Raw genomic sequence first — 26,574 nt, 5'->3', positions numbered from 1 at the left:
CTGGTGATGTAGGTCACACCAGAGTAAGTCCGTTCGACCGTGCGCGGAAGGTCCCGGCTCAGTCCGAGGTCTGCGAGGCGACCTGCAGCGCGATCGCCGCGTCGTCGAACTGGGCGGCCTGAGCGCTGATCCGGCCGATCTCGCTGGGCCGCTTCAGCAGCCCCCGGACCGCGAATGTCGCCACCTGTTCGCCGACCCGGATCGCCTCCTCCGCGCGGTCGACGGGATCGGGGTGCAGGCGGGTCCGCTTCTGGGCACCCTCGTCGACGTTGAGCAGCAGTCCCGCGGTCTCGTCGCGATCGCAGTCGATGAACTTGCCTTCGCTGACCGCCGCGCCGATGAGGTCCACCACCCACTGCCGCAGCCGCTCGTAATCCGTCCAGAACTGATGGAATTCGCTGCGCTGTTCATGGGCGATGCGCTGGATCTCGTTGAAGTCGATCGGCGACATCGCCAACTGCATGGTGTCGAACCGCAGCAGCCGGTACAGCTTGACGGCGGGCGATCCCGAGCCGGCGCCGACCTCGGCGATGAACTTCAGCGGTGCCCGGTTGACCAGAAGAGTCTCCTGCAGCAGTTGCTCCTTGTTGCGGAACCAGTAGTACATCGACGACTGCTGCAGTCCCGCCGCGCGGGCGATATCGCTGATCGTGGTCTGGGCGTACCCGCGTTCGGAGAACAACTTGGTCGCGGCGTTGATGATGTCGGCGCGGGGCGTGGCCGTCGGTGCGGCGGCATTACGCGGCCGCCCGATGGCGCGGACCTTCGCATCCTGCTCTCGGCTCGGCACGGCATGGATCTTACGGCGCGGGTGCACGACGGTTAGCCCAACGGCGCCCGCTCGGCGTGCGCGCGCGCCACCACCCCTCTGGCCGCGTCGACCACATCTCCCCACAACTCCAGGCCCGCCGCCTTGGACGCCCGTGACGGCAGCCCGGTCACCCCGTTGGTCGAGACATGCTGCACGGCATACCTGAACACCAAACCGTCGGTACGGTCCGGGTCATCGGCCTCCTGAAGCTTGTCGACGTGCACCAACTCGGGTCGCAACGCGAGCATCAGGGAGGTTTCGGCGGCATTCGCGTGCCAGTCCACCGCATCCGCGGTCGCCCGCCGGGCGATATCCGGGGTGAGGTCCCACCACTGCATGACCCCGACACGGGCATCGGGCAGGGCACGCCGGAACTCGTCGCAGGCCATCCACAGCGCCGCGGCGTTGCCGACGTGGCCGTTGACGAACAGCACTCGGCGCAGGCCGGATTCGACACACGACCGAGCCACCCTGGTCGCCGTGCTCGCGACCTCCGCCCCGGCAAACGCGACGGTCCCTGCCAGCGCGGCACCGTGAAAGTAGCTCGCGCCGAATGCAATAGGCGGCAGAACGAGCGCATGCTCGGCGGCGGCCGCCTCGGCCAACGCACACGCGATGATGGTGTCGGTGCCGACCGGCAGGTGCGGCCCGTGCTGCTCGGTGGCACCCACCGGGATGAGCGCGACGCAGTCCGGATCGGCGGCCAACCGCTCTGCCAGCTGGGTGGACGTCAGCTCACTCCACCGGGTGCTCACCAGAACCTCAGATAGCGTTCGGTCTCCCACGCCGAGACGTGAGCGGTGAAGGATTCCCACTCCGCCCGCTTCTCGGTGACGAACGACTCGAACATGGCATCACCGAAGACCTTACGCACCAAGGGGTCCGATTCGAGTGCGTCGATCGCCTCGCCGAGCGAGCGCGGCAGCCAGCCGATACCGCGAGTGGCCAGCTCGAGCTCGGAGACGGAGTACAGGTTGTCGCGATTGGGTTCGCCGGGGTCCAGTCCCTCACGGATGCCCTCCAGGCCCGCCGCGAGCATCAGCGCCGCTCCGAGGTACGGGTTGTTGGCACTGTCGGCTGCGCGGCACTCGACCCGTCCGCCGCCCTTGGGTATCCGCATCATGTTGGTCCGGTTGTTGTCCCCGTAGCAGGCGAAGATCGGCGCCCAGGTCAGCCCGGACATGCTGCCCTGCTTGACTAGTCGTTTGTAGCTGTTGACGGTGGGGGCGATCACCGCGCAGATCGCCGACGCGTGACGCAGGATTCCGGCGGTGAACTGATACCCCAGCGTCGACAATCCGCAGCCGCGGGGGTCGTCGGTCGAGTCGAACAGGTTCGTCCCGTCGACATCGGCCAGCGACATGTTGTAGTGGGCGCCGCTGCCGGTGCGGTCGGCGAACGGCTTGGGCATCCACGACGCGAACAGGCCGTGTTTACGCGCGATCTCGCCGACCATCATCCGGAAGAACACCAGCCGGTCGGACATGGTGACGGCATCGGTGTAGGTGAAGTCCGTCTCGAATTGGCCGTTGCCGTCTTCGTGGTCGAAGGAGTACACGTCCCAGCCGAGATCGTTCATCGCGGTGACGATCTCGTCGACCACCGGATAGTTGTGCAGCAACCCACGCAGGTCGTAGCAGGGTTTGTCCAGATTGTCGTCGGCACTGGCGGGTGCGGGCGTGCCGCCCTCGTCGCTGAGCAGGAAGAACTCCGTCTCGATGCCGAGGTTGAAGGTGTAGCCAAGGGTCGCGGCATCGGCGGTGACCCGTTTGAGGATCTGGCGGCTGCAGGCCTCGAACGGGGTGTCCCCGATCCACAGGTCACCGGGGAACCAGGCCACCTGCTTGTTGAACGGCGCGATGATGGCGCCGCCCAGGTCGGGGTGGGGCGCCACCTCGTCGTCGTTGACGTCCTGCGGAACCCCGTCGAGTGCGGCTCCGGTGAACATCTCCGATCCGCGGGCGGCCTGGCCGAGGTGGTTCAGCGGAACCATCTTGGCTTTCGGCTTGCCGTGCATGTCGACGAAGCTGATCGCGGCGTACTTGACCCCGGCGGCGGCCAGTCGCTCGGCGACCTCGGTGGCAGCGCTGCGCTGGGCGTGTCCGTTCAGTGTGCTGGTCATGTGTGGCCCTTTCAGCCGGCGGAGGCGAGATCTGCGGTGTTACTGACGATTCCGAGCTCACGCCCGAGATAGCGGTAGAACTCCCACAGCGGTTGCTCCAAGTGGGAAAGCCGGCCGATGGAGGTGACCCCGGCGCGGACGGACTTCTGCACTGCGGCACACACGTCGAGGTCCTCGCGGTGGATGTCGCAGATGGACTTGACCAGTTGACTGCGCCGCCCGTCCAGATCGGGCGCCGCCAACGCGGCCGGTGACATCGCGATGTCGAGGTGGATCTCGACCTTGCCCGCGCCGACGGGCATGGTTTTGAGCCAGTACATGAAACCCGGGCCGAGCGAGATCTGCAGCAGCGGATAGGCGATGAAGATCAGCAGTTTGTGGCTGTGCTCGGGTGTCAGTGATGCGGCTCCCGGGGCCAGGAACGGCTCCTCTGCCGGGTATCCGTCGGCCTGCCGCGACCACATCGTGGTGAAGTACGGGCCACCGTCCCCGGCGGAACTGAGTTTGGCGGGGAACTCGTCTTCCAGGCTGCCGCGGTGCGGACCCATGTGGTGATAGCACTCCATGAAGTTGTCCACCATGATCTTCCAGTCCCAGTCGCAGACACCCCAGTCGGTGTGCTCGACGATCTGGTAATTCTCGAAGTCGTACGGGTCGACCATCGGTGACAGCCCGGCCAGCTGCTCGGCCACCGGGGCGGCCCGCCCGTCGAAGTTGACGAAGACAAAGCCCTTCCAGACTTCATGGCGGAACACCTTGAGTCCGTAGTCTTTGCGGTCGAAACCGGCTGACTGCTTCATCTCCGGCGCCCCGGCCAGATGCCCGTCCAACCCGAAGGACCACAGGTGATATGGGCACTGCAGGACCCCGGCCTCACCGGCGCCGCTGCAGACCTCCATCCAGCGATGGGTGCAGTTGCGTGACAGCACCCGGATGTCGTTCTTGCGGTCGCGCGTCACCACCAGCGGGGTACCGAGGATGTCGATGCTGTAATAGCTGCCCGGGTTGGGTAGTTGTTCGATGCGGCACAACGGGATCCAGCCGCGTTTGAAGACCCGGTCCACCTCGGCGGCATACAGCTCGTCGCTGCCGTAGGCCTCGGGTGGCAGGGTGATGGCGTTTTCCGGGGCGTCCACCGCACAGGTCGCGGCGAGCCGTGAGTAGTCGAATGCCATGATCGTTCCTTCCGGGGTCAGGCGGTCGCGGTTGCGGTTGCGATTGCGGTGATCGTCGCCGCGGGCAGGTCGGCATCCTGGGCGGCCGTCGACCGGTTGAGGACATAGTGCAGCGCACCTGCGACGAAAAGTCCGACCACCCAAGCGATGTCGACCCCGCCGAGCGCCGACGCCGCGGGTCCGGTGAACAATGCACAACTCATGAACGGGATCTGGGCCACGACCGCGACGGCGTAGGTGGCGATGACCTTCCAGTTGACCAGGCCGTAACGGCCGCGCATCGTCAGAATTGCCACGACGTCGTAGCGGCCGTGGTGGATCAGGTAGAAGTCCACCAGGTTGATCGCCGTCCATGGCACCAGCATGTACAGCAGCAGCATGATCAGGTTCTCCAGGTTGGCCAGGAAGTCACCCGACAGGAAGATCCCGATGCCGGTGCCCAGCAAGGCGAATGCGCCGGTGGCCGCGGCGCGCACCACCCGCGATACATGCGGTGGTCCACCGGCCTGGGTGACGGTGGACAGGCCCGCCATGTACGGCCCGTAGAGGTTGTCACAATTCGCCCCGATCATGCCGAGCACCAGGATGATCGCAATGACCGGACCGCCCAGCGGCAACAGCCCCGACAGGTAGACGATTGCGTCCCCGCTCAGGCTGTCCAGGGCGTACACACCGACGATCGCACCCAGTGCCATGAACAGGATCGAACCCGTGCAACTCCCGATCAGCGTGTACCAGAACGTCTTTGCCCCACCTTCGCTGGTCGGCAGATAGCGGGAGTAGTCCGACACGTACGGGGCGAAGGTGATCTGCCAACTCGCCGCGATCGACAGGATGAGGAAGAAGTTCGCGAAGCTGGGATGGCTGTCGGCCGGCGCCGCCGAGCCCAGGTGCGCGATCGCGGCGATGAAGAGCAGCACCATGACGATGACGGACACCACGGCCATGGCCCGATCGAAGGCGTGGATGACGCGGTACCCGGCAAAGGCGATGAACCAGGTGATCGCGTTGCAGATGAGGATGCCGGCGGCGGTCGGGATGTTGAAGATGCTGGAGATGGCCTGACCGCCGATGACGCCCGCGCCGGAGAAGTAGCCGATGTACATGATGATGGCCAGCAGGTTCGGCAAGGCCGCACCGAAGAAGCCGAACTGTGCACGGCTCTGGATCATCTGGGGCAGACCGAGCTGCGGGCCTTGCGCCGAGTGGTAGGCCATGAAGACCGATCCGATGAGATTGCCGATGACAATCGCGATCAGCGTCGGCACCAGCCCGGCGCCGACCGAGATGCCGATAGCCCCGGTGGTCGCCGCCATCACCGTGGCGTTGAGCGAGAACCACAGCGGCAGCAGATGCCAGGCACGCCCGTGGCGTTCCGCTTCCGGGATTGCGCCGATCGTCCGTTGTTCGATGAATGTAGCCATGTGAATTCCTGTGACTCGGAAGGCAGTTGGGCCGCCACAGACGTCGTGACCATCTCAAGGTAAGCAGGCTCTGTTGCCGGACTGTTTCGCAACAGTAAATGCCTCATAGAAAGATCTGCTCTCTCGATCCCTCTGAAGTGCCACTTCAATGGTCATTTTTGCGTCCACTATCAATGGATCATTGAAATCAATCCCGTCAGCCGTATCTCGCGATTCCGGTCCCCCGGCTGCGCAACTGGAGTTAGGTGGTGGCCATGATCGAGGTCACTCTGCTCGGCACCGGTAGCCCCATCCCCGACGCCGACCGCGCCGGGCCGTCGACCCTGGTGCGGGCCGGCTCGCAGACCTTCCTGGTGGATTGTGGGCGCGGTGTGCTGCAGCGCCTGGCCGCGGCAGGATCGAGCGCCGGCGCGCTCAGCGCACTGCTACTCACCCACCTGCACAGCGACCACATCGCCGACCTCGGCGATGTCCTCATCACGAGGTGGATCAGCACCTTCGACCCCGATGCGGCGCCACTGCAGATCATCGGCCCGCCGGGCACCGCCGACGTGGTGGAGGCGACGCTGACGGCATTCCGGCATGACATCGGGTACCGGATCGCCCATCACGCCGATATCACCGGGCCACCCCGGGTGCAGGTGCACGAGCACACCGAAGGCGTGGTGTGGCAGCACGACGAGGTGCGAATCCTGGTGGGGCCAACCGATCACCGCCCGGTGACTCCGACCATCGGGTTCCGGATCGAGCATGGCGGCGCGTCGGTGGTGCTGGCAGGCGACACCGTGCCGTGTGCCGGCCTGGACGCGCTGGCCGCCGGGGCCGGGGCGCTGGTGCACACCGCCATCCGGGCCGACCTGGTGGACCAGCTGCCGGTGCAGCGGTTCCGCGATATCTGTGACTACCACTCGTCGGTCGAGCAGGCCGCCGACACCGCCGCCCGCGCGGGGGTCGGCATCCTGATCCTCACCCACTACGTGCCTGCCCTCGTCCGCGGGCAGGAAGACGATTGGAGGGCAAGGGCCGCAGCCCACTTCGGCCGCCAGATCGAACTCGGCGACGATCTGCACCGCGTCGAGGTGCACCCGGGGGTGTGCGCCGCCGGTTAGGCCAGCCTGGTGATCTCCACGACGACGTCGAGGTCGGTCGACCCCTCACCGGAGTAGATCCCTTTCAGCGGTGTCACATCGGCGTAGTCGCGGCCCACACCCACCGTGATGTACTGCTCGTTGATCGACTTGTCGTTGGTGGGGTCGTAATTCCACCAGCCGCCGGTCCAGGACTGGATCCAGGCGTGACTCTGCCCGTCGATGGTGTCCCCGATGACGGCCTCGCGATGGGGATGCAGATAACCCGAGACGTACCGGGACGGAATTCCCATGCTGCGCAACAGAACCAAGGTCAGGTGCGCGAAGTCCTGGCACACGCCCTTGCCTTCCCGCAACGCGTCCAGGCCCGAGGAGTGCACACCCGTGGTGCCCGGCACATAGTCCAGTTCGCTGTGCGCCCAGTTCGCCGCCGCGATCACCGCTTCCTGCGGCGCATACTCCTTGGCGATGCGCTGGCCCACCCGCTGCACCCGCTTACTGGCCGGCGCATACCCGGTGGGGCTGAGCACCTCGTCGAATCGGTCGATCACCGCTTCCGACCGCAATTCGTCCCAACTGACCTTTTCCTCGGGCAGTGCGTCGGGTTCGGTCTCGACCACCGACGAGGAGGTCACCTCGAGTTCGGTGTGCGGGGCATGCAGGTCGAAGGACGTCACCGCGGTGCCCCAGTAGTCGACGTACCGGTAGGAACGGGTGGCCGGGGCGGTCTCGACCCTGTTGAGGATGACGTTCTGGCGGGAATCCGACCGCGGCGTCAACCTGGCTTCGTTGAAGGACGCGGTGACCGGCGACTTGTAGGCGTAACCCGTCGCGTGCACCACCCGCATTCGCCACATCACATTCTCCTGTTCGCGCGAGCACTCATCATCAGATCTCGCCTTCCTCGATCGCGACGGCGCCGTTGCGCCCCGCGTCGGTCCACGCCACCCACGGCGCGGAGTGGAAGAACTGCAAGGCCAGCGCCTCGCCGACCTCACCACAGGTCGCCTGCAGACCCGCGAGGTGTTCTTCCAGGGATTCCAGCAGCACGCCCGGGCGCAGGAACTCCAATTCGCTGCGGGCGCGGCCCAGCAGGCGCTGAGCCTCGACAGTCGAACCGACCCGGTTGTGCGGACGGTTGAGCAACTCGTCGAGGCTGTGCTCGGCCAGCCGCAGCGAGTGGAACACCGACCGCGGGAACAGCCGGTCCAGCAGCATGAACTCGACCACCCGGCCGGCATCCAGGACGCCGCGGTAGGTGCGCAGGTAGGTGTCATGGGCACCCGCCGAGCGCAGCACCGTCACCCAGGCCGGCGAGGAGGCGCTGTCGCCCACCCGGGACAGCAGCAGCCGCACCGTCATATCGACTCGCTCGACGGCCCGGCCCAGCAGCAGGAAGCGGTAGCCGTCGTCGCGGGACAGCGTGGAGTCCGCCAGCCCGGCGAACATCGCGGCGCGCGACTCGACGTAGCCGAGAAACTCATGCGGGCCAAGGCGTTTGGCCGCACGTTCCCGTTCCGGCAGCGCGTTGTAGGTGGTGTTCAGGCATTCCCACATCTCGGTCGAGGTGACCTCGCGTGCGCCGCGCGCGTTCTCACGGGCCGCCGAGATCGAGTCGACGATCGAACAACCGCCGGGCGTGTCGCGGCTGAATGCCACCAGATCGGTCAGCGACCACACATCCAGGGCATGTTTGGGCGAGTCGATCCCCAAGACCCGCAACAACGTTCGGGATTCCTGATCCGGGTCGACACTGGAATCCTCCAACAACTGGTGCACAGTCACATCGAGGATCCGGGCCGTGTCATCGGCTCGCTCGACATAGCGGCCGATCCAGTACAGCGATTCAGCGTTGCGTGCCAGCATCCTCGGTCACCCCCTGCTGCTGTTGCTGATTCTGTTGCTGTTGTTGCGAGGTGGTCGGCTCCGGAGCCCGCTCGGGTTTGGCGGCCTTACCGGCCCGGGCCGTCTTCGGCGGCGGCGCCTTCACCAATTCGGCGGCGGCCAGCTCACGGTCGGCGGCCGAGGTGCGCGACGCCAGCACCCAGGTGTCCTTGGAACCGCCACCCTGGCTGGAGTTCACCACCAGTGAGCCCTCCGGCAGCGCCACCCGCGTCAATCCGCCGGGCAGCACCCAGACGTCGTCGCCGTCGTTGACAGCGAACGGGCGCAGGTCGACGTGCCGAGGTACCAGTTTGTCGCCGATGCGGGTGGGCACGGTGGACAGCTGCACCACCGGCTGGGCGATCCAGCCGCGCGGATCGGTGCGGATCTTCTTGGAGATGGTGGCCAGTTCCTTGGGTGAAGCGTCCGGTCCGAAGACGATGCCGTACCCGCCGGAACCTTCGACCGGTTTGACCACCAATTCATCGACCCGGTCGAGCACCTCCTCGCGCTCGTCGTCCAGCCAGCACCGGAAGGTGTCGACGTTGGCAAGCAACGGCTTCTCACCGAGGTAGTACTCGATGATGGTCGGCACGTAGGTGTAGACGAGTTTGTCGTCACCGACCCCGTTGCCCACCGCACTGGAGATGACGACGTTGCCCGCCCGCGCGGCGTTCAGCACGCCCGCGATTCCCAGCACCGAGTCGGGCTGGAACTGCATCGGGTCCAGGAAGTCGTCGTCGATGCGGCGGTAGATGACGTCGACCTGCCGCTCGCCTTCGGTGGTTCGCATGTAGACGGTGTTGTCGCGACAGAACAGATCGCGCCCCTCGACCAGTTCGACGCCCATCTGACGGGCCAGCAGGGAATGCTCGAAGTACGCCGAGTTGTACACCCCCGGAGTGAGCACCACGACCGTCGGATCGGCTTCATTGGATGCGGCCGCCTTGCGCAGCGCCCGCAGCAGGTGTGACGAGTAGTCGCCCACCGCGCGCACCCGGTGGGTGGCGAAGAGGTTCGGGAACACCCGCGCCATGGTGCGGCGGTTCTCCATGACATAGGACACCCCGGACGGGGACCGCAGGTTGTCCTCGAGCACCCGGAAGGTGCCCTGGCCGTCACGGACCAGATCGATCCCTGCGACATGGATGCGCACCCCGTTGGGCGGGTTGATGCCGACGGCCTCGCGGTGGAAGTGCTCACACGAGGTGATGAGCCGGCGCGGGATGACGCCGTCACGCAGGATCTCCTGGTCGCCGTAGATGTCGTCGAGGTACATCTCCAGGGCTTTGACGCGCTGAGTGATGCCTTTCTCCAGCCGCGACCATTCGGCCGCCGAGATCACCCGGGGCACCAGGTCCAGCGGGAACGGCCGCTCCTGACCGGACAGCGAGAAGGTGATGCCCTGGTCGATGAAGGCACGCCCGAGCGCTTCGGTCCGCGCCTCCAACTCGGAGGCGTCCGAGGGCGAGAGTTCGGCGAAGATGCCCTTGTACGGCCCGCGCACGTTGCCCTGCGCATCGAACATCTCGTCGAACGCCTCGGAGTAACCACCCCGGCCGTTGTAACCGTCGAAGATCCCCACCTGGCGTTTCGCGCCGCCGTTGGGGCTGCGCGACGTCCGCGCCGATTCGTTGGGCAGTGTTCGTAGGGTCACGGTTGTCAATGCTGCACCAGATGTGCATTTTCGGCAGGCCAGTCGCTCTCGCTTTGGGAGTTCGGGCCATGCGCTGGTAACCTGAACAACCGCTGCCCAGCCACGTCACTCGGCCGGGCAATCAGACTTCGTAACCCAACCGACGTTCAGAAGGATTCACACGCGTGGCCAACATCAAGTCGCAGGAAAAGCGCATCAAGACCAACGAGCGCCGTCGTCTGCGCAACCAGTCCGTCAAGTCCGGACTGCGCACGGCTGTCCGCGGCCTGCGCGAGGCCATCGAGACCGGCGACAAGGACAAGGCCGGCGAGCTGCTGGCCGCCACCAACCGCAAGCTCGACAAGGCTGCCAGCGCCGGTGTGATCCACAAGAACCAGGCCGCGAACAAGAAGTCCGCCCTGTCGCTCGCCGTCAACAAGATCTGACGGCTCCTCCGACGCGATCGAATACGCGCGTGCGGCCCTTTGGCCGACGCGCGTTTCGTCGTCTTCGGGGCTATCGGTCCGTCGCGAGTTCGGCGACCCGGCGAACGGCGCGTTCCAGCGCGTAGTCGGCGTCCGCAGCGGCACCCTTCACGTCCGCGTTGAGCGCCGCGACCACCCGCATCGCCTGCGCCACCCTGTCCCGCGACCAGCGCCGCGACTGCTTCTGGGCTTTCTGCACCCGCCACGGCGGCATCCCGAGCTCACCGGCCAGCCGGTACGGGTCCCCCGACAGCGGGCCCACGCGCGCGATGGTGTGCACCGCCTCGGCGAGCGCGTCGGCCAGCACCACATGCGGCTCCCCGCTGAGCATGGCCCACCGCAACGCCTCGGCCGCGCCGGCCACGTCACCGAGCACCGCCTTGTCGGCGATGTCGAAGCCCTTCACCTCGGCCTTGCCGCTGTGATAGCGGCGCACCGCCGCGGCGGTGACCTGACCGTCGGTGTCAGCGACCAGTTGGGAGCAGGCCGCCGCCAGCTCGCGCAGATCCGAGCCGATCGCATCGATGATCGCGCTCACCGTGTCGTCATCGACCTTGACCTTCAGCGTGCGGAACTCGCGCCGGATGAAGTCGGCCCGGTCGGCGGGCTTGGTCAGACGCGCACATGGATGTACCCGGGCGCCGATCTTCTTCAGTTGATCGGCCATCGCCTTGGCACGCCCACCGCCCGAATGCACCACCACGAGCATGGTGCCCGGCGGCAGATCCCCGGCCGCCGTCACGATCAGGGTGACGGCGTCCTTACCCGCCTCGGCGGCCGCCTCCAGCACCACCACGCGCTCATCGGCGAACAGCGACGGACTGAGCAACTCGGCAAGCTCGCTGGTGCTCACCTCGCCGGCACGCAGCCGGTCGACCGGGACATCGGTGTTACCGGCCCGGGACCGGGCCACGCCCAGCACCTCGGCGACCGCGCGTTCCACGAGCAGTTCCTCATCACCGAGTACCAGGTGCAGTCCCGCGGTCTCATCGCTCACGCGACGATGGTGTCACGACGACCCGACAACGCCGGACACGGTCCACGCCGACAGGCCTGCGGCGGCCGCGGCCACCAGCAGACGCACCCAGCGCCAGCGCCACCCGAGCACCAGCGCAAGACACCCGAGCGCGACGACCACCGCACCGAGTGGGCCGGCGGGCACCGGCACCGAGGCACCGGGTACCGCGGCCACCCGGTGCGCTACCTGCAGCAACCACCACAGTTGCGGCCCGGTGAACCGGATGAGCAGCCCTGCGCCGGTCGGCCACCAGGCGGCCAGCACCGCCGCCGCCGTGCCGACCACCGTGATGGGTGGGATCACCGCCGCCACCGCCAGGTTCGCCAACACCGACAGCACGCTGAACCGCCCGGAGATCGCGGCGACCAGTGGCGCAGTCACCAGCTGGGCGGCCACCGCCACACTGACCGCGGCCGCCAGCGGCCGGGGCCAGCCCCGATCGGTCAGGCGCGTCGCCCACACCGGCGCGATCAACACCAGCGCGGTGGTGGCCACCACCGACAATGCAAATCCAACGTCGACGGCGAGCTGCGGAGCGCCCACCATCAGCGCGATGACGCTGGCCGCCAGCACGGGGATGGCGTGCCGGCGCCGGTGAGCCAGCACCGCCAGCAGCCCGATCCCGCCCATCACCGCGGCGCGCAGCACACTGGCCGACGGCTCCACCACGATGACGAACGCGATCAGCACGAGGAAGGCGAACACCGCGGCGATCCTCGGACCGATCAGCGCCGCCGACAGCAGCGCCACCCCGCACACGATCGTCACGTTGGCACCGGACACCGCGGTGAGATGGGTCAGGCCGGCCGTACGAAAATCTGAGGCGGCCGGTGCGGTCACCGCCGAGGTGTCCCCCAGTACCAGCGCCGGCAGCATTGCCGCCTGATCTGCGGGCAACACCAGCCGCGCCGTCGCGGCGAAGGCCGACCGGATGTGGCCGGCCAGCCGTTGCACGGCCGGCGTCTCACCCAGCGTCGGGTCGCCCGCCGCGGTGAGCACCGCGACGGTGAGATCCGGCCGGGTGGGCCGCCCGATGCGGGCCCGAAAGGTGATGCGGCGGCCCGCGGTCACTTGACCGGCACCCCAGCCGGGCGCGAACACCGTCACCGCACCGTCGGCCGGAACTCCGGCCACCTCGCGCAGCACAGCCCGGAACAGCAGCCGCCCGCCGGTGAGCACCCGCGGGCTCTCGGTGGGCGTGACCGTGGCCGTGACCGTTCGCCCTGCCAGTCCGCTGATCGGATGGTGGCGCACGTCGTGCACCCGCAGCCCGATCGACACCGCGAAAGCCAGACCCACCATCGCCACCGCCAGTACCGCGGCCGTCCCGAAGACCGGGCCGTCGCGATCGGTTGCCGCCGCGCGGATGGCCCACCACCGCAACAGAATCGATACCGCGACCGCAGCAACCGCAGCAAGGACCGCCCCACCGGACCAGATGATGCCGGCGCCCGTCACCGCCCAGCTGGTGAGGGCGGCCGGTACCAACCTCAGATCCAGCTGCGGTCGTTCGGTGCTCACACATGGACCAGGTCGCGCAGTTTCTCCAGGCGGGCCGGCCCGATACCGTCGACTTCACCCAGTTGGTCCACGGAGGTGAATCGCCCGTTGCCCTCGCGCCACGCGATGATGGCCGCCGCGGTCACCGGCCCCACTCCCGGCAGCGCGTCGAGATCCCCGGCGGTGGCGGTGTTGAGATCCACGGGGGCGGCGGCGCCGGCCCCCGCCGCCCCCGGCCGCGCCGGCGCCGCACTGGAGCTCGGGCTCACCGAACTACCCATCGGCGACGGCGCACCCGGCAAAGCGGTGATACCGACGATGATCTGCTCACCGTCGGTGACCCGCCGTGCCATGTTCAGTCCCACCAGGTCTGCTCCGTCCAGCGCGCCGCCTGCGGCTCCGAGGGCGTCGGCGATCCGGGCACCCGTGGTGAGCGTCACCAGACCCGGCTTGTGCACCAGGCCCACCACGCTGACCACCACCGGACCGTCGACCGGTGCCGGTGTCGACGGTGCCGACGAAACCATCTGCACCTCAGGAAGATTGGCCGAAGCGACCGGAGGAGTGCGATCACGCATCACGGTGAAGACCGTGACCAGTACCGCCAGCACCCCCACCACGATCAGGGCGATCACTCCGGCCCGGCCCGGGTCGGCGCGCAGCGCGGCGATCCAGTCACCCGAAGCACGCGATTGGTCGGGCAGCCATCGGGACAGCGAGGTGTCGGTCTCCTGCTCGGGTTCACCCTCCCGGTCGGCTTCCGGCGCCATGCCGATGCGCCGGGTCAGCCGCTGCGCCGGTGATTCGGTGTCCATGCCCCGACGGTAGGCAACGGCACCAACGGAATTGGGTGCGGCGGGGCCGCCGGAGCTTCACCTGTGGATGAATCCGGCACTGTGCATAACCGGTCAGTCACCGTGGGAGGCGAGTACCACGATCTGCACACCGTCGGAGCCATCTGCTACGAGGTAGGTGACCGCCACGCGGCCCAGCTCGGCACCGTCGGTGTCGTGCCGCACGAACGCTCCCCGGTACAGCGCCGAGGACGCGTTGAGCACCGTCACTTCCGCGTTGAGCAGCGAGCTGTGGTGATACCGCTGGGCCCGCAGGCTGTCGACCTGACCCTGGATCACCGATGCAACCTGGTCGGCGGTGGCCAGCGGCACCACCCCGTCATCGGTGGTGATGAGCAGCGGCACCGCGTACCGGCGCAGCAGGTCTGACAACTCCTGGTCACCGCGTACTGCCGCGGCGAAGACCGCGAGATAGTCGTCGAACCAGCGGCGCACCGCGGCGGAATCCATGGCCATCTCTGGATACTAGGGCGATTCCCAACCGTCGTTTCGCCAACATACCCAGTCGATCTCGACGCGCGCTCCCACGGCCAACCCGGTCACGCCCACACAGGTACGCGACGGCAGCCGGCCGGGAAACCACGCCGCGTAGGCGGAGTTGAACGCGTCGTATTCGGACCAGTCGGTGAGGTATGCCCGGACGGACACCACATCGGCCAATAGTCCGCCGCACAACTCGGTGACCTTGAGCAGGTTGGCCAGCACCTGATCGGTTTGGGCGGCGATGTCCTCGCTCACCACGGCGCAGGTCGTGTCGGTGGGCATCTGGCCGGTCACGTAGAGCGTCTGGCCTGCGGCGGTGGCGTGCGCGAACGGCGCGACCGACGGCGGCACCCCGTCGGCCGGAGTGAAGGTGAACCCGCGGATCCCGCACCATGCATCACCCGTCACGCCGCTCCCCATTCGCCTTCGAAACACCGTTTGTCGATCCGGGCGTGCACACCCTGGCGCTGATCGACGACCTGGGTGACGGTGAAGTCGACCGCCACCGACATCAATGAGTATGCGTCGGCGCGGGACAGACCGAAGAGCCGCTGCAGGAGGTCCAGTGTGCGCAGCGCCGCCGCCCGCATGGCGGCGTCGAGATCGTCACCGAAACCGTGCACCAGCAGCTCGGTCGCCGTCTCCAGCACCGGCACGGTGAACGGAAGGTCGCGGCGAACGGTCAGCCGCAGGATCCCGTTCAACGAGGCCTCCAGTGCGGTACCACTGATCTCACCGTCGCCCTGGGATACGTGCGGGTCACCGATCGACAGTAAGGCACCGGCGACGTGGATCGGGTAGAACATCCGCCCACCGGTTCCGATCCGCCAGTTGTCGATGTTTCCGCCGTGATCGCCCGGAGGCACCGAGGACACCCGTCCGGCACCGGCCGGAGCCACGCCCATGGTGCCGAAATGCGGCCGCAACGGGACGGTGACGCCGGGTAGCGCCGGCTGACGCGCCGCGGCGTCGGGGGTGACGATGGTGCCCGGCTGATCGGCCAGCGGGGTGGTCGTCCAGTCGTAGCCGAACACCGCCCGCCCGCGCAGCGCGTCCGCGTCCAGCTCGTAGATGGTGACGCGTTCGGAGCCGGTGATGTCGTAGAGATATCCCCAGTGCGCGGCCAGATTGGAGCCGTACCGCAGCCGCGGTGTCGCCTCCAGGATGTCGACCTGCAGCACATCACCCGGACGGGCGCCCTCGACCGCGATCGGCCCGGTGAGCAGGTGTGGGCCCGGTCCCCGGTCGGATACCTGCTCGAAAACGGCACGGATTCCGTTGTCCATCAGCAGGTCCGGCGCATCACCGGCGTGGTGGGTGAGCGCCTCGACGGCCACCAGGTCACCCGAGGCCACGGTAAGCACGGGACTCAGCGACGGGTCGAAGTAGCCCCAGTGCACGGTCGACGGGGTGGCCGGCAAGACGTGATACATCGGGTGATCATGCCAGCGCTTCGGGGTGCCCGCGCGCCGAGTCGTCACACGTTGGCGAACCCGGGGACAAGGTCTTTGATCTTCTGCGCCGCGGATTCGTCTGAGACACCCTGGAAGTCGTAACGCGGCGTGTACGGACGCTGCAGAGCGTCGCGCTCCGCGCGATCGAGGTCGACGTCCAACGAAGCCACCGCGTCATCGATCTGGGCGACGGTGTTCGCCCCGACGAGTGGCGCGGTCACCACCGGTTGACTTCGCAGCCAGGCCAGGGCGACCTGCGCTCTACTGATCCCGCGGTCGGCCGCGATCGCGCCGACGGCTTCGACGATCGCGCGATTGGCCGCTTCTTCCGCCGGCGTATAGAGCAGATCGGCGAAGACGCCGTCGGTCTCGGCACGTGTGGTCGACTTGGCGTCATCCCATCCCCGCGCGAGTCGTCCGCGCGCCAACGGACTCCAGACCAGGGTGCCGACACCCTCATCGAGGCACAGCGGGATCATCTCCCGCTCCTCCTCCCGGGCGAGCAGGTTGTAGTGATGCTGCATGGTGGCGAATCGGGCCCAGCCGTGCCTGGCCTGGATGTGCAGTGCCTTGGCGAATTCCCACGCGGGCATCGACGAGGCACCGAGGTAGCGGACTTTGCCGTCCTTGACCAGGTCGTGCAGCGCCTCCAGGGTTTCCGCCAAGGGCGTGCTGTGATCATTGCGGTGAATCTGATAGAGGTCGATGTAGTCGGTGCCCAACCGTCGTAGGCTGTGCTCGACCTCGCTGATGATCGCCTTGCGCGACAAGCCTTTTCCGTTCGGACCCGGCCGCATCTGGTGACGAAGCTTCGTGGCGATGACGATGTCGTCACGGTTGGCGAAGTCTTTGAGCGCACGGCCCAGGATCTCCTCGCTGGAGCCGTAGGAATACATGTTGGCGGTGTCGAAGAAATTGATACCGGCGTCCAGGGCGTGCTTGATCAGCGGGCGGCTGGCGTCCTCCGCCAGCGACCAGACCGGGTGTCCGCGGTTCGGGTCGCCGTAGGTCATCGCTCCGATCGCGATAGGCGAGACGTCCAGGCCCGTCGTGCCGAGCTTGATGTAGCGCATGATGCTCCTATAGGGTTTCCGGAGAGGTCTCCACATAAGGTAGTGGAGAGCTCTCCAGATAGCAAGGAAGACGCTCATGGTGCGTTCGGACGCGCGCGAGAACCGCGCAAGGATCATCGACGCGGCGCGTGCGGCATTCGCCGAGAGCGGCGATATCTCGATGAATCAGATCGCGCAGCGGGCCGGTGTCGGGCCGGGCACCTTGTACCGCAATTTCGCCACCCGCGAGGTGCTGGTGCTGGCCGTGTACCAAGCCGAGGTGGCGCGACTCGTCGACTCGGTGCCGGAGCTCCTGGACAGATTGCAGCCACTGGAAGCGTTGCGGCACTGGACCACCGACCTGGTCGAGGCGATGCGCAAGAAGCACGGGCTCGGCGACGCCTTGAGCGCCGGAGCCCATCAAGCGATGGCCGATCAGTCGTACGGCCCGGTCATCGGTGCCATCACACAGTTGCTCGGCGCCGGAAAGGAGAACGGCACCATCCGCACCGATGCGGATCCTGGCGATTTCCTGCAGCTGACCGGCGCGTTGTGGCGAGCCGCAGCCGGTCCGACGGACCGGTCCCAGGCCATGCTCGGTTTGATCCTGGACGGGCTGCGCACGCAGTGAAGATCTCGCCGCAACGCTGGTGTGCCATCGGCACTGCGTTGCTCGCCCTCGTCGTCCTGCCGTCATGTGGGCATGTCGCGCACAAGTGGGTCCCGGATACCGCCGAAGCCGTTGCGCCGACGGTGATTCCCGACGGCCCGTTCGCCTCGGTCATCCGATTGGTCAACGACGCGATTGCCGCGCACCGGATGCCGGGCGCGGTGGTGCAGATCGGCCACGCCGGCACCGTGGTGTTCGAGCAGGCCTTCGGCTGGCGCAAGCTGCCCGACGAACCCGGGCTGGACGGTCTGCCCGCACCCGGTGAGCCGATGACCGCGGACACGATCTTCGACCTGGCGTCGTTGACCAAGCCGCTGGCGACGACGGTGGCGCTGCTCCAACTCCACGAAAAGGGCTTGGTGCGCATCGACGATCCGGTTCAGGCGTATCTGCCGGAGTTCAACGCCGACAACGATCCGCGGCGGGCCCAGGTGACGCTGCGGATGATGCTCACCCACACCTCGGGCACCGGCGGCGACCTGAGCAGGCAGGGGCCATGGGGGTTGGCGGCGCCGGACAAGGCCGAGGGCCTTCGCCGCGCCCTGACCGCGCCGCTGGAGTTCGACCCCGGCCAGGGATTCCACTACTCCGACATCAACTTCCTGATTCTCGGAGCGCTCGTCGAGAAGCTCACCGGTCAGCCGTTGGACTCCTACGTGCAAGACCACGTGTTCGCACCGCTGGGGTTGACCGACACCCGCTACCTTCCGGTGGCCAAGGCCTGCGGACCGCACCAGATCCGGGGTACGGCAATCGTTTTCGACCCAAAGGCGGATCCGGCCGGCCGCTGCCCGCCCGGCACGTGGCGCACCGATCTGCTGGCCCGCGTCGCGCCGACCGCGCACGACGACGACACTGCGGGCATCAACCCCGACTTCGATCACCTGCTGCGCGGCACGGTGCACGACCCGACGGCGCGCCGGATGGGTGGCGGGGCCGGCAGTGCCGGAGTGTTCTCGACCGTGGCCGACATCGGTACCTACGCTCAGGCCCTGCTCGACCGGTTGGCCGGCCGGCCGAGCGCCTTCCCGCTGAACCGAGCGACCGCGCAGCTCATGACGACCCCGCAACAGCCTGGCCACGCTGCCGGGCAACTCGACGCGGCCCGAACCGCCGATCGGCAAGCCATCGAAAAGAACCCCAACACAACGGATCCGCTACTGGCACCCAATCATCCCGCCATCGCTGGACAGGACCTGCGAGGTTTCGGCTGGGATATCGACACCGAACTGTCCAAACCCCGCGGCATCGTCTTTCCCGTCGGCGGCTTCGGTCATACCGGCTTCACCGGCGTATCGCTGTGGATCGACCCCGGGTCGGACACCTACATCGCGGTGCTGGCCAACGTGATTCACCAGCGGGGCGGCCCGCCGATCGTCAGACTCAGCGGCGAACTGGCCACCCTGGCCGCGCGGGCGCTGCATCTGTACGGCACATAGCCGCGCGCCGGACGCACTCAGGGTAGGGCGCGCAGGCCGGGCGACACCTGGTCTGCCTCGTCGAGCGCAGCCAGTGATTCTGCCGACGGCGTCGACTCCAGATAGCAGACGATGCCGTCCAAGAGATCACTGACATGCAGTGCATAGCTGGGCATCGGGGTGCCGAACAGCCGCGCACGGTGACGGTCGGCGCAGACGTGCACGCACAGTGCAGACACCTGGTGAATCCGATGGTCTCGAAGTGGCTGCGGCACATGGGGAATGAGCGAACCAATGAGTTCGACGTAAGCCCGGTTGGCTTCCAGATGCGTGTCTGGAAGCGCGGCCAGCGGATTGGCGACAGGTGCGTGGCGCAGCAGCTGTTCGAGAAATGGCAGATAGAAGCAGGTTTCGTCTTCGGCCAATTCGATCAGCGGAAGCTGGTGAGCCTCGATCGCCGCACGCAGGTTTCCCGGGGTGGCCCGCGCTTCGAGCAGTTGACGCCGGCGCACCAGGACTTCGACGCGGTTCAGCAGAATCGCTTCGACAAGAGCTTGTTTGGAACCGAAGTGGTAGTGCACAGCAGATTTGTTGGCCATCCCGGCCTCGGTGCCGATCTGCCGCAACGAGACTCCATCGAGCCCGTGCAGGGCGAAAAGACGCTCAGCGGTCAGCACCAGCTGATGCTTGGCCGACAGACCCACGGGTGCATACGGCGGATTCGGCATGGCCATGGGAGCCTATCCTAGACCCATTAAGGCATGTACCTTAATATTGAGTCTCTCGACTTGATGGGAGCGCGCAGTGACCGAGCAGATCACGGATTTCGGCATCAGATCGACAGCGGAGTTGCCCTATGACCTGCTGGTGATCGGCCGAAACGTCACCGACGTGGTGCAGTCGGCGGGTGGCTGGATATCGGACCGGGTCCGAACGGGCTGGCGGGTTCAGGTCTTGGTGCCCGACGAATACGACGACATGCCGCTGAAGATTCTCGGGGCCACTCCCCTCCCGTGGAGCGACGGTTTCGCCGCTCTCGGCGCATCGACGAAAGCATTGGCCGTGGCATCGAGCGCGGTCGTGGAGTTCGACAAGGTGCATGACGATGTCCGACGGGCGCTTGCCGATGTCGATGCGGAGGTCACGCTCTGGGGCGAGGGGGCTCCTGTCGATGTCGACCAAGCCGTCGAGCCGGTCCGGCACGTCCTCAGCGAGTACGCCCGCGCCTTCAAGTCGCGGGCACTGTTCGCTCTGTCCTTGCCCGCCCGGGCGCTGCCGTATGAGTACTTCCGTAGCGCGTTGGTGGAGTACCCCGCCAACGCGATCACGGACTTGGCACCGATCGGTTGACCGCCCGTCAACTGACCGCGGCGGCGTGCGGGTAGGGCAGCTCGTTCAGCGTCAGTCCGCCGATGCCGGCGTCGCGGTCTCGTATCGTGATGGCTTGCATGTCGGTCCTCCGATGAGCAGTCGGTCAGCTCGGCCAGGGCGCGCCGATTATGCGATCCACGGTCGTCGTGCGCCGGTAACCGCCCAGGAAATGTTCGATGACGTCGGCATTCACCGTGCCGTTGGTCGTCTCCGGGCGGTCCTTCAATCCGTCGAAGTAGGCCTTGAGAAACTCGGTCTTGAAATCGCCCCGCGGATGGGCGGCCAGGATCTCGCTCACCTGATCGTCATGCAGCCCGTCGAGGCCGAAACCGACCACGTCGGTGAGCACACCGAAATGGGTGGATGCGATCTCCGGACCCATCCGGCCCGGGATTCCCGGTGTGGTGTGCAGCGCAATGGCCGTCCATACGATGTCGGCGGCCGCGACGGAGAAGCCGCGCGCGAGCAGAAACTTGCGTCCATGGTCGGCGCCGTCGACCTCGAATCGCTGTTCCTGCTCGGAGAACGGTGTCGTCAGCCCGCTGTCGTGAAACATGGCGGCCAGATAGAGCAGTTCGGGATCCGGTTGCATGCCCAGTCGGAGGGCGTGGATCTGGCCGAACACGAAGACCCGCCGCGAGTGGTGGTAGAGCAGCGGGCTCATCGTCTCCCTCAGCGCAGCAGTGGATTCGGCGACCGCAGCGGTCTCGGGAATCTGCACACCCGCGATGGTTTCTGACATGGCGTGAGCGCTTTCTGCTTGGTGATGCCGGACGGTGTCTGACATCCATGCTGGCCTCACCACACGTTTTGCGCCGCCATCTTTCGGACGGGAATCCCTCAGATGCGGACGTTCATCCCCGCAGGGTCGCCGCCGTCATTGCTGCGCCGCGTAGTGCTCGGGGCCGACGTCGGTTGCTTGGGGATCCATCCAGAAGATCTGCCAGGAGTGGCCGTCCAGGTCGTCGTAGCTGCGGCCGTACATGAAGCCGTGATCCTCGGTGTCGCCGGGGCTGCCGCCCACCGCGATGGCGCGATCCACCAGCGCGTCCACGGCGTCACGGCTGTCGGCGCTCAGGCAGAGCACACACTCCTTCGCCTTGCTGGCGTCGGTGGTCTCGGCCGGATGGAAGCTGTCGAACACATCGGTCTGGGTCAGCATGGCGAACTGGTTTTCGCCCAGCACCAATGCGAGAGCTCCTCCATCGCAGTACTTCTCACTGAACGTGTAGCCGAGATCGGCGAAGAACGTCCACGAGCGCTCGATGTCGGCGACGGGCAGGTGAACAAAAATTGTGGCGTGCATCGGTTGCTCCTGTGGTCCGCGGCGCCGGCTTCAGTACGCCGTCACACAGTCAGACCGGCCGGGTGACCGGAAGTCATCGGTTCCGGCTGGGCCATCGCGCAGTCATGGCGGGGCCGTCCTCATGAGCCGGGCAGTTTGATGGCCGACATGTACATCTCCAAGACCGGCCGGAACAGGTCGACGTCGTCGAGCTGGCTGCCCAACGCCACCGCATCGGTCGTCGCAATGAGCACTTGGGCGAAGGTCGCCGCGGGTATCACGAGTGTGGCGCCGAGGCGCGCCATGCCTTCTTCGATGAATTTCTCGAAGTCGGCCACCACCTCAGCTCTCTTGGCCGCGACCATCTCGCGCGCTTGCGGGTTGCGGATGAGATAGAGCGTGAACTCGTGCCCTAGCGCCGCGTGCTCCGCGCCGCGGTTGCGGCTGAGATCGCGCCAGCGTTTGGCGATCTCGTCCAGCTCGTAGGACCCGATCTGACTGGCCGTCGACATGATCTCCGCGAAATTGTCGAAATACCGTCGCCAGTACCGATCGGTCACCGCCAGGAACAGTCCCTCTTTGGTCGAGAAGTGCTGATAGATGGCGCCTTTCGTGTATCCGGCGGCACGGGCGATGTCGTCGAGGGACGCGGCCATGAAGCCGCGTTCGGCGAACACCTCCTCGGCCGCGTCGAGCAGCAGTGAACGCGTGCGTTCCAGCCGACGTTCCCGTGTCCACTGCTCGACCATGCCCGCGATTCTGCCACAGATTTTTGCATTCCTATTGGTTTGGCAGATACCGACTGGTATGTTCACACCGCAGGGGGACGGCCACAGTTGCGGCCACCCAGGCGACCACAGCCCGGCCGGCCCCGGAACGAGCTCGAACAGGTTCACCGTCGACGTCGCGTGCCCTACTGCCAAATCTCCCGGAGGAACCAGCGCAATGACTGAGCTGTCCAACAAGAAGAACGCTCCCTATACCGAATCACTGAGCGGCGCAGGCACTCTGGGCACGCATCCAACGAAGTCACCGAAGGCGATCAAGATCTGGGCCGCCGTGGGCGGCGTGATACTGGCCTTCCAGCTGTACGTGTGGATACGCTGGATCAGCGGCCCGAACTTCGAACGGGTACCCGCCGGCGCCACCGATCCACCGACCTTCATGAAGGCGATCCTGTTCACCTGGACCGCGGTCATCATCGTCGGATATCCGGTCGCCATCTACTACTTCATCATCAGGCCCTGGCGGCGCGAGCGGCGGATCACGCTGGACGGCATGCTGTTCGCCGCGTGCGGGCTGCTCTTCTTCCAAGACCCGCTGCTCAACTACTTCAACACCTGGAGCACGTACAACACCTGGATGTGGAACCGCGGCTCATGGGTCCAGGACATTCCGGGCTGGGTGTCATTCGGAAAACCGGGCGCCATGATGGCCGAGCCGTTCTTGATGAATGCCCCGGGATACTCGTTCGTCCTACTGTGCACCATGCTCGGCTGCTGGATCATGCGTAAGGCCAAGCAGCGCTGGCCGAGTATCAACACCCTCGGTCTGATCGGCATCGTCATTGCCTGGACCTTCTTCTTCGATCTGGTCATCGAAGGGTTGTTCCTCATGCCGATGGGCCTGTTCACCTATCCCGGTGCCATCCAGGCCCTGTCGATCAATGCCGGAACCTACTATCAGTGGCCCATCTACGAAGGACTGATGTGGGGCGGAGTGCAGGCAGGTCTGTGCTGTCTGCGGTACTTCACCGACGATCACGGCCGGACCTTCGTCGAACGCGGACTCGACAGTGTCCGTGGCGGATTCGTGACACAGCAGCTGGTCCGTTTCCTGGCCATCTTCGCCGCCTGCAGCGCGTTCTTCTTCGTGCTCTACAACCTTCCCGCGCAATGGTTTGCCATGCACCAAGATCCGTGGCCGGCGGACGTACTCAAGCGTTCATATTTCCTCATGGGCATCTGCGGCGAAGACACCGACCGGCCCTGCCCCGATCCGGCACTTCCCGTACCGCTGCGGAACTCCGGTTACATCAATCACGACGGCCAGCTGGTCCTGCCCAACGGCGTCAAACTTCCCACAATGGTCCCCCTGGAACGAGGAAACTGAGTGCTCGACAACCGATCTGCCGCGGACACCATCAACGGCGACCCCGCCGGCGGCCTGCACCTCGATCAGGCCGCATCGGCCCCACCGTTCTACCGCGCGGTGGGTACCGAGGTCGAAGTTTTCCGGGCGGCGGCCCGCCGTGGCCTTCCGGTTCTGCTTAAGGGACCGACCGGGTGCGGCAAGACCCGCTTCGTCGAGGCCATGGCGCATCAACTGGGTCGTGAACTCATCACCGTCGCCGGTCACGAGGACATGACCTCGGCCGACCTGGTCGGCCGATTTCTGCTCCAGGGCGGCGAGACGGTCTGGGTGGACGGACCGTTGACGCGGGCCGTCCGGGAGGGCGCCATCTGCTATCTCGACGAGATCGTGGAAGCCCGTCAGGACACCACGGTGGTGATCCATCCGCTCGCCGATCACCGTCGTCAGCTCCCGGTCGACCGGCTCGGCGTGACGTTGGCCGCAGCCCCGGGATTTCAGCTGGTGATCTCCTACAATCCCGGCTACCAGAGCGTGCTGAAGAACATCAAAGAGTCCACCCGACAACGCTTTGTGGCCATCGAGCTCGACTTCCCGCCACCCGAGGTCGAGACGGATGTCGTCGCGCACGAGGCGGGCGTCGACATCGACACGGCACGCACACTTGTCAAGCTGGGCAACGCCATTCGCCACCTGGAGGGATCACCACTGCGGGAGGCGTCCTCCACCAGGATGCTCATCCTGGCCGGTGGCCTGGCGGCCGAGGGCCTGAGCCTGCGCACCGCGGTGCAGTCCGCGATCGTCCAAGCCCTCACCGATGACCGCGATATCGTGCGCGCCCTCGGCGAATTGGTCGATGCCGTGCTGCCTCAGAAGTGAACGCTCCCGACACCGGCGGTCCCCAACGATTTCGGCTGCTCGCGACATTCGTGGCCGGCCGGGCGGTCGATATCGGCGAGGCGGCCGCCGGTGAAGCCGCCTTCACCACCGGCCAGGTCATCTTCGTTGCCACCGATCGATCAGCCGCCGATCAACAACGGGAGATATTGCTGCAGAGCGCCCTGCTCGGCGGGGGAAGCCTGGACAGCCAGTGGATCAAGGCACTGCGGGCCCGTCCGGCGGTCGCACAGCGCTATCTCGCGCTGGAGGGCCGACGGGTACTCACCGACCTCGCCGACCGACTGCCGCTGGCGGCCGACCTGGCCGCCGGCTTGACACCGGCAGGCGGGCAGGACACCGCGAATCCCCGAGAATCGCTGGATCGTGCGCGCAGCCGCGCCCGAATCATCGAACCGCCCGAATGGTTCGGCATCATCAAGCCGTCCAGGTTGACCACACCGAAAACCGAATCCGGCACGCCGGCGGCCGACAACGATCTCCGGTTGCAGTTCGATCCCGTCGACCTCGCCGATTCCGACGAAGACGATGACTCGGAAACCGAAGGTGAGAGCAAGATCCTGAAGTTGTTCGAAAGTCCGCTGTTCAGTTCGCAGTCGCTCTCGGACTACTTCCGCAAGGTGTTCGGCAGCTCGAAATCCCCCGGGGAGGGCGCTGCCGGCTCAGAGATGAAAGTCCGTTCCATGCGGCGGGCGCGGCAGGCCGGGCCGAACGCCCGCCCGTTGCCCACCCAGATCCGGTTCACCGATGACCGCCACCCCGGCGCCGCAATCGGCGTCAACGGCGCCCTCCATCCGGAATGGGACGTGCACAACAACCGGTACCGGCCGGACTGGTGCCGGGTGATCGACTTCCCGCTCAAGCCGGACCCACAGGTCACTGCCGCAGGTGTCCCCCGTGACGACGTGCTGCGGCGACGGCTGTCACGTATCGGATTGGGCCCCAAAGTGCTTCGCGGCCGGCCCGACGGTGATGACCTCGACACCGAAGCGCTCATCGACCTTTTCGTCGACCTTCGTTCCGGTTTCTCTCCTCCCGAGCACGTCTACCTCGAACACCGCAAGATCGCCCGCAATCTCGGCGTGCTCATCTTGGTGGACGCCTCCGGTTCGGCCACCGACGCGGACACCAGTGGCCTTGCCGTGCACGATCATCAGCGTCGGGCCGCCGCCACGATGGCCGCAACGCTCGAGGAGCTCGGTGACCGTGTCGCCGTGTACGGCTTCCGGTCTCAGGGCCGGCATGCAGTGCATCTGATGGCTATCAAGACGTTCGCCCAGCGTTTCGGTGCCGTCGGGCGGGCCGGACTGAATCAATTGCAGCCGTCCGGCTACACCAGGCTGGGCGCCGGGATTCGCGGCGCAGGCGAGATTCTGAAGACCGAGGCCGGCACACCCAACCGGCTGCTGGTGGTGCTGTCGGACGGCTTTCCCTACGACGACGGCTATGAAGGTCGATACGCCGAAGCCGATGCGCACAAGGCTCTTGAGGAGCTACGCATGGACGGTGTGGCCTGCCTGTGCCTGTCCATCGGAGCGGCCACGACGACCGAAGCCCTGCTGCGCGTGTTCGGATCCGCGGGCTGTGCCAGTGCACCCACGCTCTCGGAGCTGAGCCCGCAGATGGACGAACTGTTCATGACGTCCCTACGGGAGCTTGCCGCCCCGAGGTCGCGGTAGATCGGATCACGATGGCCGAAATCGTGGCAGACCCACCGCCGATCGCCTTACGTTTTCCAGACAGCGGCCGACGTGCCATCCCGCGGGTCGTCACGGGGCCGCGGCCCGACCTGCGCTTCGGCGGGTGTCCGGAAACGAAGGAAGGTCGACGTGACGACGGTAGCCGCCGACTCGCAG

At 66.6% G+C, this 26,574-nt stretch carries 27 protein-coding genes; 8 read left to right on the top strand and 19 right to left on the bottom strand.

Going from position 1 to position 26,574, the window contains the following annotated elements:
- Positions 1–58: 58 nt before the first annotated feature.
- The 5 genes from ACXPWS_RS10915 to ACXPWS_RS10895 are packed head-to-tail and all read right to left on the bottom strand — an operon-like array spanning position 59 to position 5,532.
- Positions 59–790, bottom strand: a complete 732-nt coding sequence (locus ACXPWS_RS10915) for a TetR/AcrR family transcriptional regulator (protein ID WP_458712442.1) — start codon at positions 788–790, stop codon at positions 59–61.
- A 32-nt stretch (positions 791–822) separates the two neighbouring features.
- A complete protein-coding gene (locus ACXPWS_RS10910) occupies positions 823–1,566 on the bottom strand; it encodes a creatininase family protein (RefSeq protein WP_458712441.1) in 744 nt (247 codons plus the stop codon).
- A complete protein-coding gene (gene glnT / locus ACXPWS_RS10905) occupies positions 1,563–2,933 on the bottom strand; it encodes a type III glutamate--ammonia ligase (protein ID WP_458712440.1) in 1,371 nt (456 codons plus the stop codon). The genes ACXPWS_RS10910 and glnT overlap by 4 nt, the downstream gene beginning before the upstream one ends.
- Positions 2,934–2,944: 11 nt before the next feature.
- Positions 2,945–4,108, bottom strand: a complete 1,164-nt coding sequence (locus ACXPWS_RS10900) for an aromatic ring-hydroxylating oxygenase subunit alpha (RefSeq protein ID WP_458712439.1) — start codon at positions 4,106–4,108, stop codon at positions 2,945–2,947.
- 17 nt (positions 4,109–4,125) lie between these two features.
- Positions 4,126–5,532, bottom strand: coding sequence for a purine-cytosine permease family protein (locus tag ACXPWS_RS10895; protein ID WP_458712438.1), 1,407 nt, complete (start codon positions 5,530–5,532; stop codon positions 4,126–4,128).
- A 254-nt stretch (positions 5,533–5,786) separates the two neighbouring features.
- Here ACXPWS_RS10895 and ACXPWS_RS10890 point away from each other — a divergent pair, with 254 nt between their 5' ends.
- Positions 5,787–6,641, top strand: coding sequence for a ribonuclease Z (locus ACXPWS_RS10890; RefSeq protein ID WP_458712437.1), 855 nt, complete (start codon positions 5,787–5,789; stop codon positions 6,639–6,641).
- Here ACXPWS_RS10890 and ACXPWS_RS10885 read toward each other — a convergent pair.
- Genes ACXPWS_RS10885 through ACXPWS_RS10875 form a run of 3 tightly spaced genes read right to left on the bottom strand, consistent with a single transcriptional unit; the run spans position 6,638 to position 10,170 of the window.
- Positions 6,638–7,477, bottom strand: coding sequence for a transglutaminase family protein (locus ACXPWS_RS10885; RefSeq protein WP_458712436.1), 840 nt, complete (start codon positions 7,475–7,477; stop codon positions 6,638–6,640). The genes ACXPWS_RS10890 and ACXPWS_RS10885 overlap by 4 nt on opposite strands.
- Positions 7,478–7,508: 31 nt before the next feature.
- Positions 7,509–8,486, bottom strand: a complete 978-nt coding sequence (locus ACXPWS_RS10880) for an alpha-E domain-containing protein (RefSeq protein ID WP_458712435.1) — start codon at positions 8,484–8,486, stop codon at positions 7,509–7,511.
- A complete protein-coding gene (locus ACXPWS_RS10875; RefSeq protein ID WP_458712434.1) occupies positions 8,467–10,170 on the bottom strand; it encodes a circularly permuted type 2 ATP-grasp protein in 1,704 nt (567 codons plus the stop codon). The genes ACXPWS_RS10880 and ACXPWS_RS10875 overlap by 20 nt, the downstream gene beginning before the upstream one ends.
- A gap of 155 nt (positions 10,171–10,325) precedes the next feature.
- Here ACXPWS_RS10875 and rpsT point away from each other — a divergent pair, with 155 nt between their 5' ends.
- Positions 10,326–10,586, top strand: a complete 261-nt coding sequence (gene rpsT / locus ACXPWS_RS10870) for a 30S ribosomal protein S20 (RefSeq protein ID WP_458712433.1) — start codon at positions 10,326–10,328, stop codon at positions 10,584–10,586.
- A gap of 70 nt (positions 10,587–10,656) precedes the next feature.
- On the opposite strand, the gene holA is transcribed toward rpsT, so the two are convergent.
- From holA to ACXPWS_RS10835, 7 genes are all read right to left on the bottom strand, one after another.
- Positions 10,657–11,601, bottom strand: a complete 945-nt coding sequence (gene holA, locus ACXPWS_RS10865; RefSeq protein WP_458713493.1) for a DNA polymerase III subunit delta — start codon at positions 11,599–11,601, stop codon at positions 10,657–10,659.
- Positions 11,602–11,634: 33 nt separating this feature from the next.
- Positions 11,635–13,164 (bottom strand): ComEC/Rec2 family competence protein, encoded by a 1,530-nt coding sequence (locus tag ACXPWS_RS10860; RefSeq protein ID WP_458712432.1) that lies wholly within the window; start codon positions 13,162–13,164, stop codon positions 11,635–11,637.
- Complete coding sequence (locus ACXPWS_RS10855; protein ID WP_458712431.1) at positions 13,161–13,958, bottom strand: ComEA family DNA-binding protein; 798 nt, start codon at positions 13,956–13,958, stop codon at positions 13,161–13,163. The genes ACXPWS_RS10860 and ACXPWS_RS10855 overlap by 4 nt, the downstream gene beginning before the upstream one ends.
- 93 nt (positions 13,959–14,051) lie before the next feature.
- Positions 14,052–14,453, bottom strand: coding sequence for a DUF6841 family protein (locus ACXPWS_RS10850; protein ID WP_458712430.1), 402 nt, complete (start codon positions 14,451–14,453; stop codon positions 14,052–14,054).
- 9 nt (positions 14,454–14,462) lie between these two features.
- Positions 14,463–14,888 carry a RidA family protein gene (locus ACXPWS_RS10845; RefSeq protein ID WP_458712429.1) on the bottom strand — a complete coding sequence of 142 codons (426 nt, stop codon included), beginning with the start codon at positions 14,886–14,888 and terminating at the stop codon, positions 14,463–14,465.
- Entirely contained in the window at positions 14,885–15,913 is a 1,029-nt protein-coding gene (locus ACXPWS_RS10840; protein ID WP_458712428.1) for an acetamidase/formamidase family protein, read from the bottom strand. The genes ACXPWS_RS10845 and ACXPWS_RS10840 overlap by 4 nt, the downstream gene beginning before the upstream one ends.
- A 44-nt stretch (positions 15,914–15,957) precedes the next feature.
- The gene (locus ACXPWS_RS10835; protein WP_458712427.1) at positions 15,958–17,007 is read right to left on the bottom strand and encodes an aldo/keto reductase; all 1,050 of its coding nucleotides are present in this window, start codon (positions 17,005–17,007) and stop codon (positions 15,958–15,960) included.
- A gap of 76 nt (positions 17,008–17,083) precedes the next feature.
- On the opposite strand from ACXPWS_RS10835, the gene ACXPWS_RS10830 reads away from it, so the two are divergent.
- Complete coding sequence (locus ACXPWS_RS10830) at positions 17,084–17,617, top strand: TetR/AcrR family transcriptional regulator (protein ID WP_458712426.1); 534 nt, start codon at positions 17,084–17,086, stop codon at positions 17,615–17,617.
- Positions 17,614–19,095, top strand: coding sequence for a serine hydrolase domain-containing protein (locus ACXPWS_RS10825; protein WP_458712425.1), 1,482 nt, complete (start codon positions 17,614–17,616; stop codon positions 19,093–19,095). Before ACXPWS_RS10830 ends, ACXPWS_RS10825 begins: the two co-directional genes overlap by 4 nt.
- A gap of 17 nt (positions 19,096–19,112) precedes the next feature.
- Here the strand turns inward: ACXPWS_RS10825 and ACXPWS_RS10820 are convergent, their stop codons facing one another.
- Positions 19,113–19,808 (bottom strand): TetR/AcrR family transcriptional regulator, encoded by a 696-nt coding sequence (locus ACXPWS_RS10820; protein ID WP_458712424.1) that lies wholly within the window; start codon positions 19,806–19,808, stop codon positions 19,113–19,115.
- 70 nt (positions 19,809–19,878) lie between these two features.
- On the opposite strand from ACXPWS_RS10820, the gene ACXPWS_RS10815 reads away from it, so the two are divergent.
- Positions 19,879–20,424 (top strand): hypothetical protein, encoded by a 546-nt coding sequence (locus ACXPWS_RS10815; RefSeq protein WP_458712423.1) that lies wholly within the window; start codon positions 19,879–19,881, stop codon positions 20,422–20,424.
- A gap of 124 nt (positions 20,425–20,548) precedes the next feature.
- Here the strand turns inward: ACXPWS_RS10815 and ACXPWS_RS10810 are convergent, their stop codons facing one another.
- From ACXPWS_RS10810 to ACXPWS_RS10800, 3 genes are all read right to left on the bottom strand, one after another.
- Positions 20,549–21,187 (bottom strand): HD domain-containing protein, encoded by a 639-nt coding sequence (locus ACXPWS_RS10810; RefSeq protein ID WP_458712422.1) that lies wholly within the window; start codon positions 21,185–21,187, stop codon positions 20,549–20,551.
- A 135-nt stretch (positions 21,188–21,322) separates the two neighbouring features.
- Complete coding sequence (locus tag ACXPWS_RS10805; protein WP_458712421.1) at positions 21,323–21,751, bottom strand: VOC family protein; 429 nt, start codon at positions 21,749–21,751, stop codon at positions 21,323–21,325.
- Positions 21,752–21,870: 119 nt separating this feature from the next.
- Positions 21,871–22,479 carry a TetR/AcrR family transcriptional regulator gene (locus ACXPWS_RS10800; protein WP_458712420.1) on the bottom strand — a complete coding sequence of 203 codons (609 nt, stop codon included), beginning with the start codon at positions 22,477–22,479 and terminating at the stop codon, positions 21,871–21,873.
- Positions 22,480–22,675: 196 nt separating this feature from the next.
- On the opposite strand from ACXPWS_RS10800, the gene ACXPWS_RS10795 reads away from it, so the two are divergent.
- Genes ACXPWS_RS10795 through ACXPWS_RS10785 form a run of 3 tightly spaced genes read left to right on the top strand, consistent with a single transcriptional unit; the run spans position 22,676 to position 26,397 of the window.
- Positions 22,676–23,842 (top strand): spirocyclase AveC family protein, encoded by a 1,167-nt coding sequence (locus ACXPWS_RS10795; RefSeq protein WP_458712419.1) that lies wholly within the window; start codon positions 22,676–22,678, stop codon positions 23,840–23,842.
- 54 nt (positions 23,843–23,896) lie between these two features.
- Positions 23,897–24,700: an AAA family ATPase gene (locus ACXPWS_RS10790; RefSeq protein ID WP_458713492.1), complete on the top strand. Its 804-nt coding sequence runs from the start codon at positions 23,897–23,899 to the stop codon at positions 24,698–24,700.
- Entirely contained in the window at positions 24,697–26,397 is a 1,701-nt protein-coding gene (locus ACXPWS_RS10785) for a VWA domain-containing protein (RefSeq protein WP_458712418.1), read from the top strand. The genes ACXPWS_RS10790 and ACXPWS_RS10785 overlap by 4 nt, the downstream gene beginning before the upstream one ends.
- The last annotated feature ends 177 nt before the right edge of the window (positions 26,398–26,574 follow it).

Source organism: Mycobacterium sp. BMJ-28, from assembly GCF_054404835.1.
Note: the sequence above shows the minus strand (reverse complement) of the source record. Positions and strands in the feature narration are given on the sequence as shown.

What these genes read in the sequence shown, in the direction of transcription:
- glnT (WP_458712440.1), bottom strand. Translation starts at nt 2,933, where the DNA reads ATGACCAGCACACTGAACGGACACGCCCAGCGCAGCGCTGCCACCGAG.
- ACXPWS_RS10880 (WP_458712435.1), bottom strand. Translation starts at nt 8,486, where the DNA reads ATGCTGGCACGCAACGCTGAATCGCTGTACTGGATCGGCCGCTATGTC.
- ACXPWS_RS10890 (WP_458712437.1), top strand. Translation starts at nt 5,787, where the DNA reads ATGATCGAGGTCACTCTGCTCGGCACCGGTAGCCCCATCCCCGACGCC.
- ACXPWS_RS10895 (WP_458712438.1), bottom strand. Translation starts at nt 5,532, where the DNA reads ATGGCTACATTCATCGAACAACGGACGATCGGCGCAATCCCGGAAGCG.
- ACXPWS_RS10855 (WP_458712431.1), bottom strand. Translation starts at nt 13,958, where the DNA reads ATGGACACCGAATCACCGGCGCAGCGGCTGACCCGGCGCATCGGCATG.
- ACXPWS_RS10840 (WP_458712428.1), bottom strand. Translation starts at nt 15,913, where the DNA reads ATGTATCACGTCTTGCCGGCCACCCCGTCGACCGTGCACTGGGGCTAC.
- ACXPWS_RS10805 (WP_458712421.1), bottom strand. Translation starts at nt 21,751, where the DNA reads ATGCACGCCACAATTTTTGTTCACCTGCCCGTCGCCGACATCGAGCGC.
- ACXPWS_RS10810 (WP_458712422.1), bottom strand. Translation starts at nt 21,187, where the DNA reads ATGTCAGAAACCATCGCGGGTGTGCAGATTCCCGAGACCGCTGCGGTC.
- ACXPWS_RS10835 (WP_458712427.1), bottom strand. Translation starts at nt 17,007, where the DNA reads ATGCGCTACATCAAGCTCGGCACGACGGGCCTGGACGTCTCGCCTATC.
- ACXPWS_RS10795 (WP_458712419.1), top strand. Translation starts at nt 22,676, where the DNA reads ATGACTGAGCTGTCCAACAAGAAGAACGCTCCCTATACCGAATCACTG.
- ACXPWS_RS10820 (WP_458712424.1), bottom strand. Translation starts at nt 19,808, where the DNA reads ATGGCCATGCCGAATCCGCCGTATGCACCCGTGGGTCTGTCGGCCAAG.
- ACXPWS_RS10885 (WP_458712436.1), bottom strand. Translation starts at nt 7,477, where the DNA reads ATGTGGCGAATGCGGGTGGTGCACGCGACGGGTTACGCCTACAAGTCG.
- ACXPWS_RS10900 (WP_458712439.1), bottom strand. Translation starts at nt 4,108, where the DNA reads ATGGCATTCGACTACTCACGGCTCGCCGCGACCTGTGCGGTGGACGCC.
- ACXPWS_RS10830 (WP_458712426.1), top strand. Translation starts at nt 17,084, where the DNA reads ATGGTGCGTTCGGACGCGCGCGAGAACCGCGCAAGGATCATCGACGCG.
- ACXPWS_RS10850 (WP_458712430.1), bottom strand. Translation starts at nt 14,453, where the DNA reads ATGGCCATGGATTCCGCCGCGGTGCGCCGCTGGTTCGACGACTATCTC.
- ACXPWS_RS10800 (WP_458712420.1), bottom strand. Translation starts at nt 22,479, where the DNA reads ATGGTCGAGCAGTGGACACGGGAACGTCGGCTGGAACGCACGCGTTCA.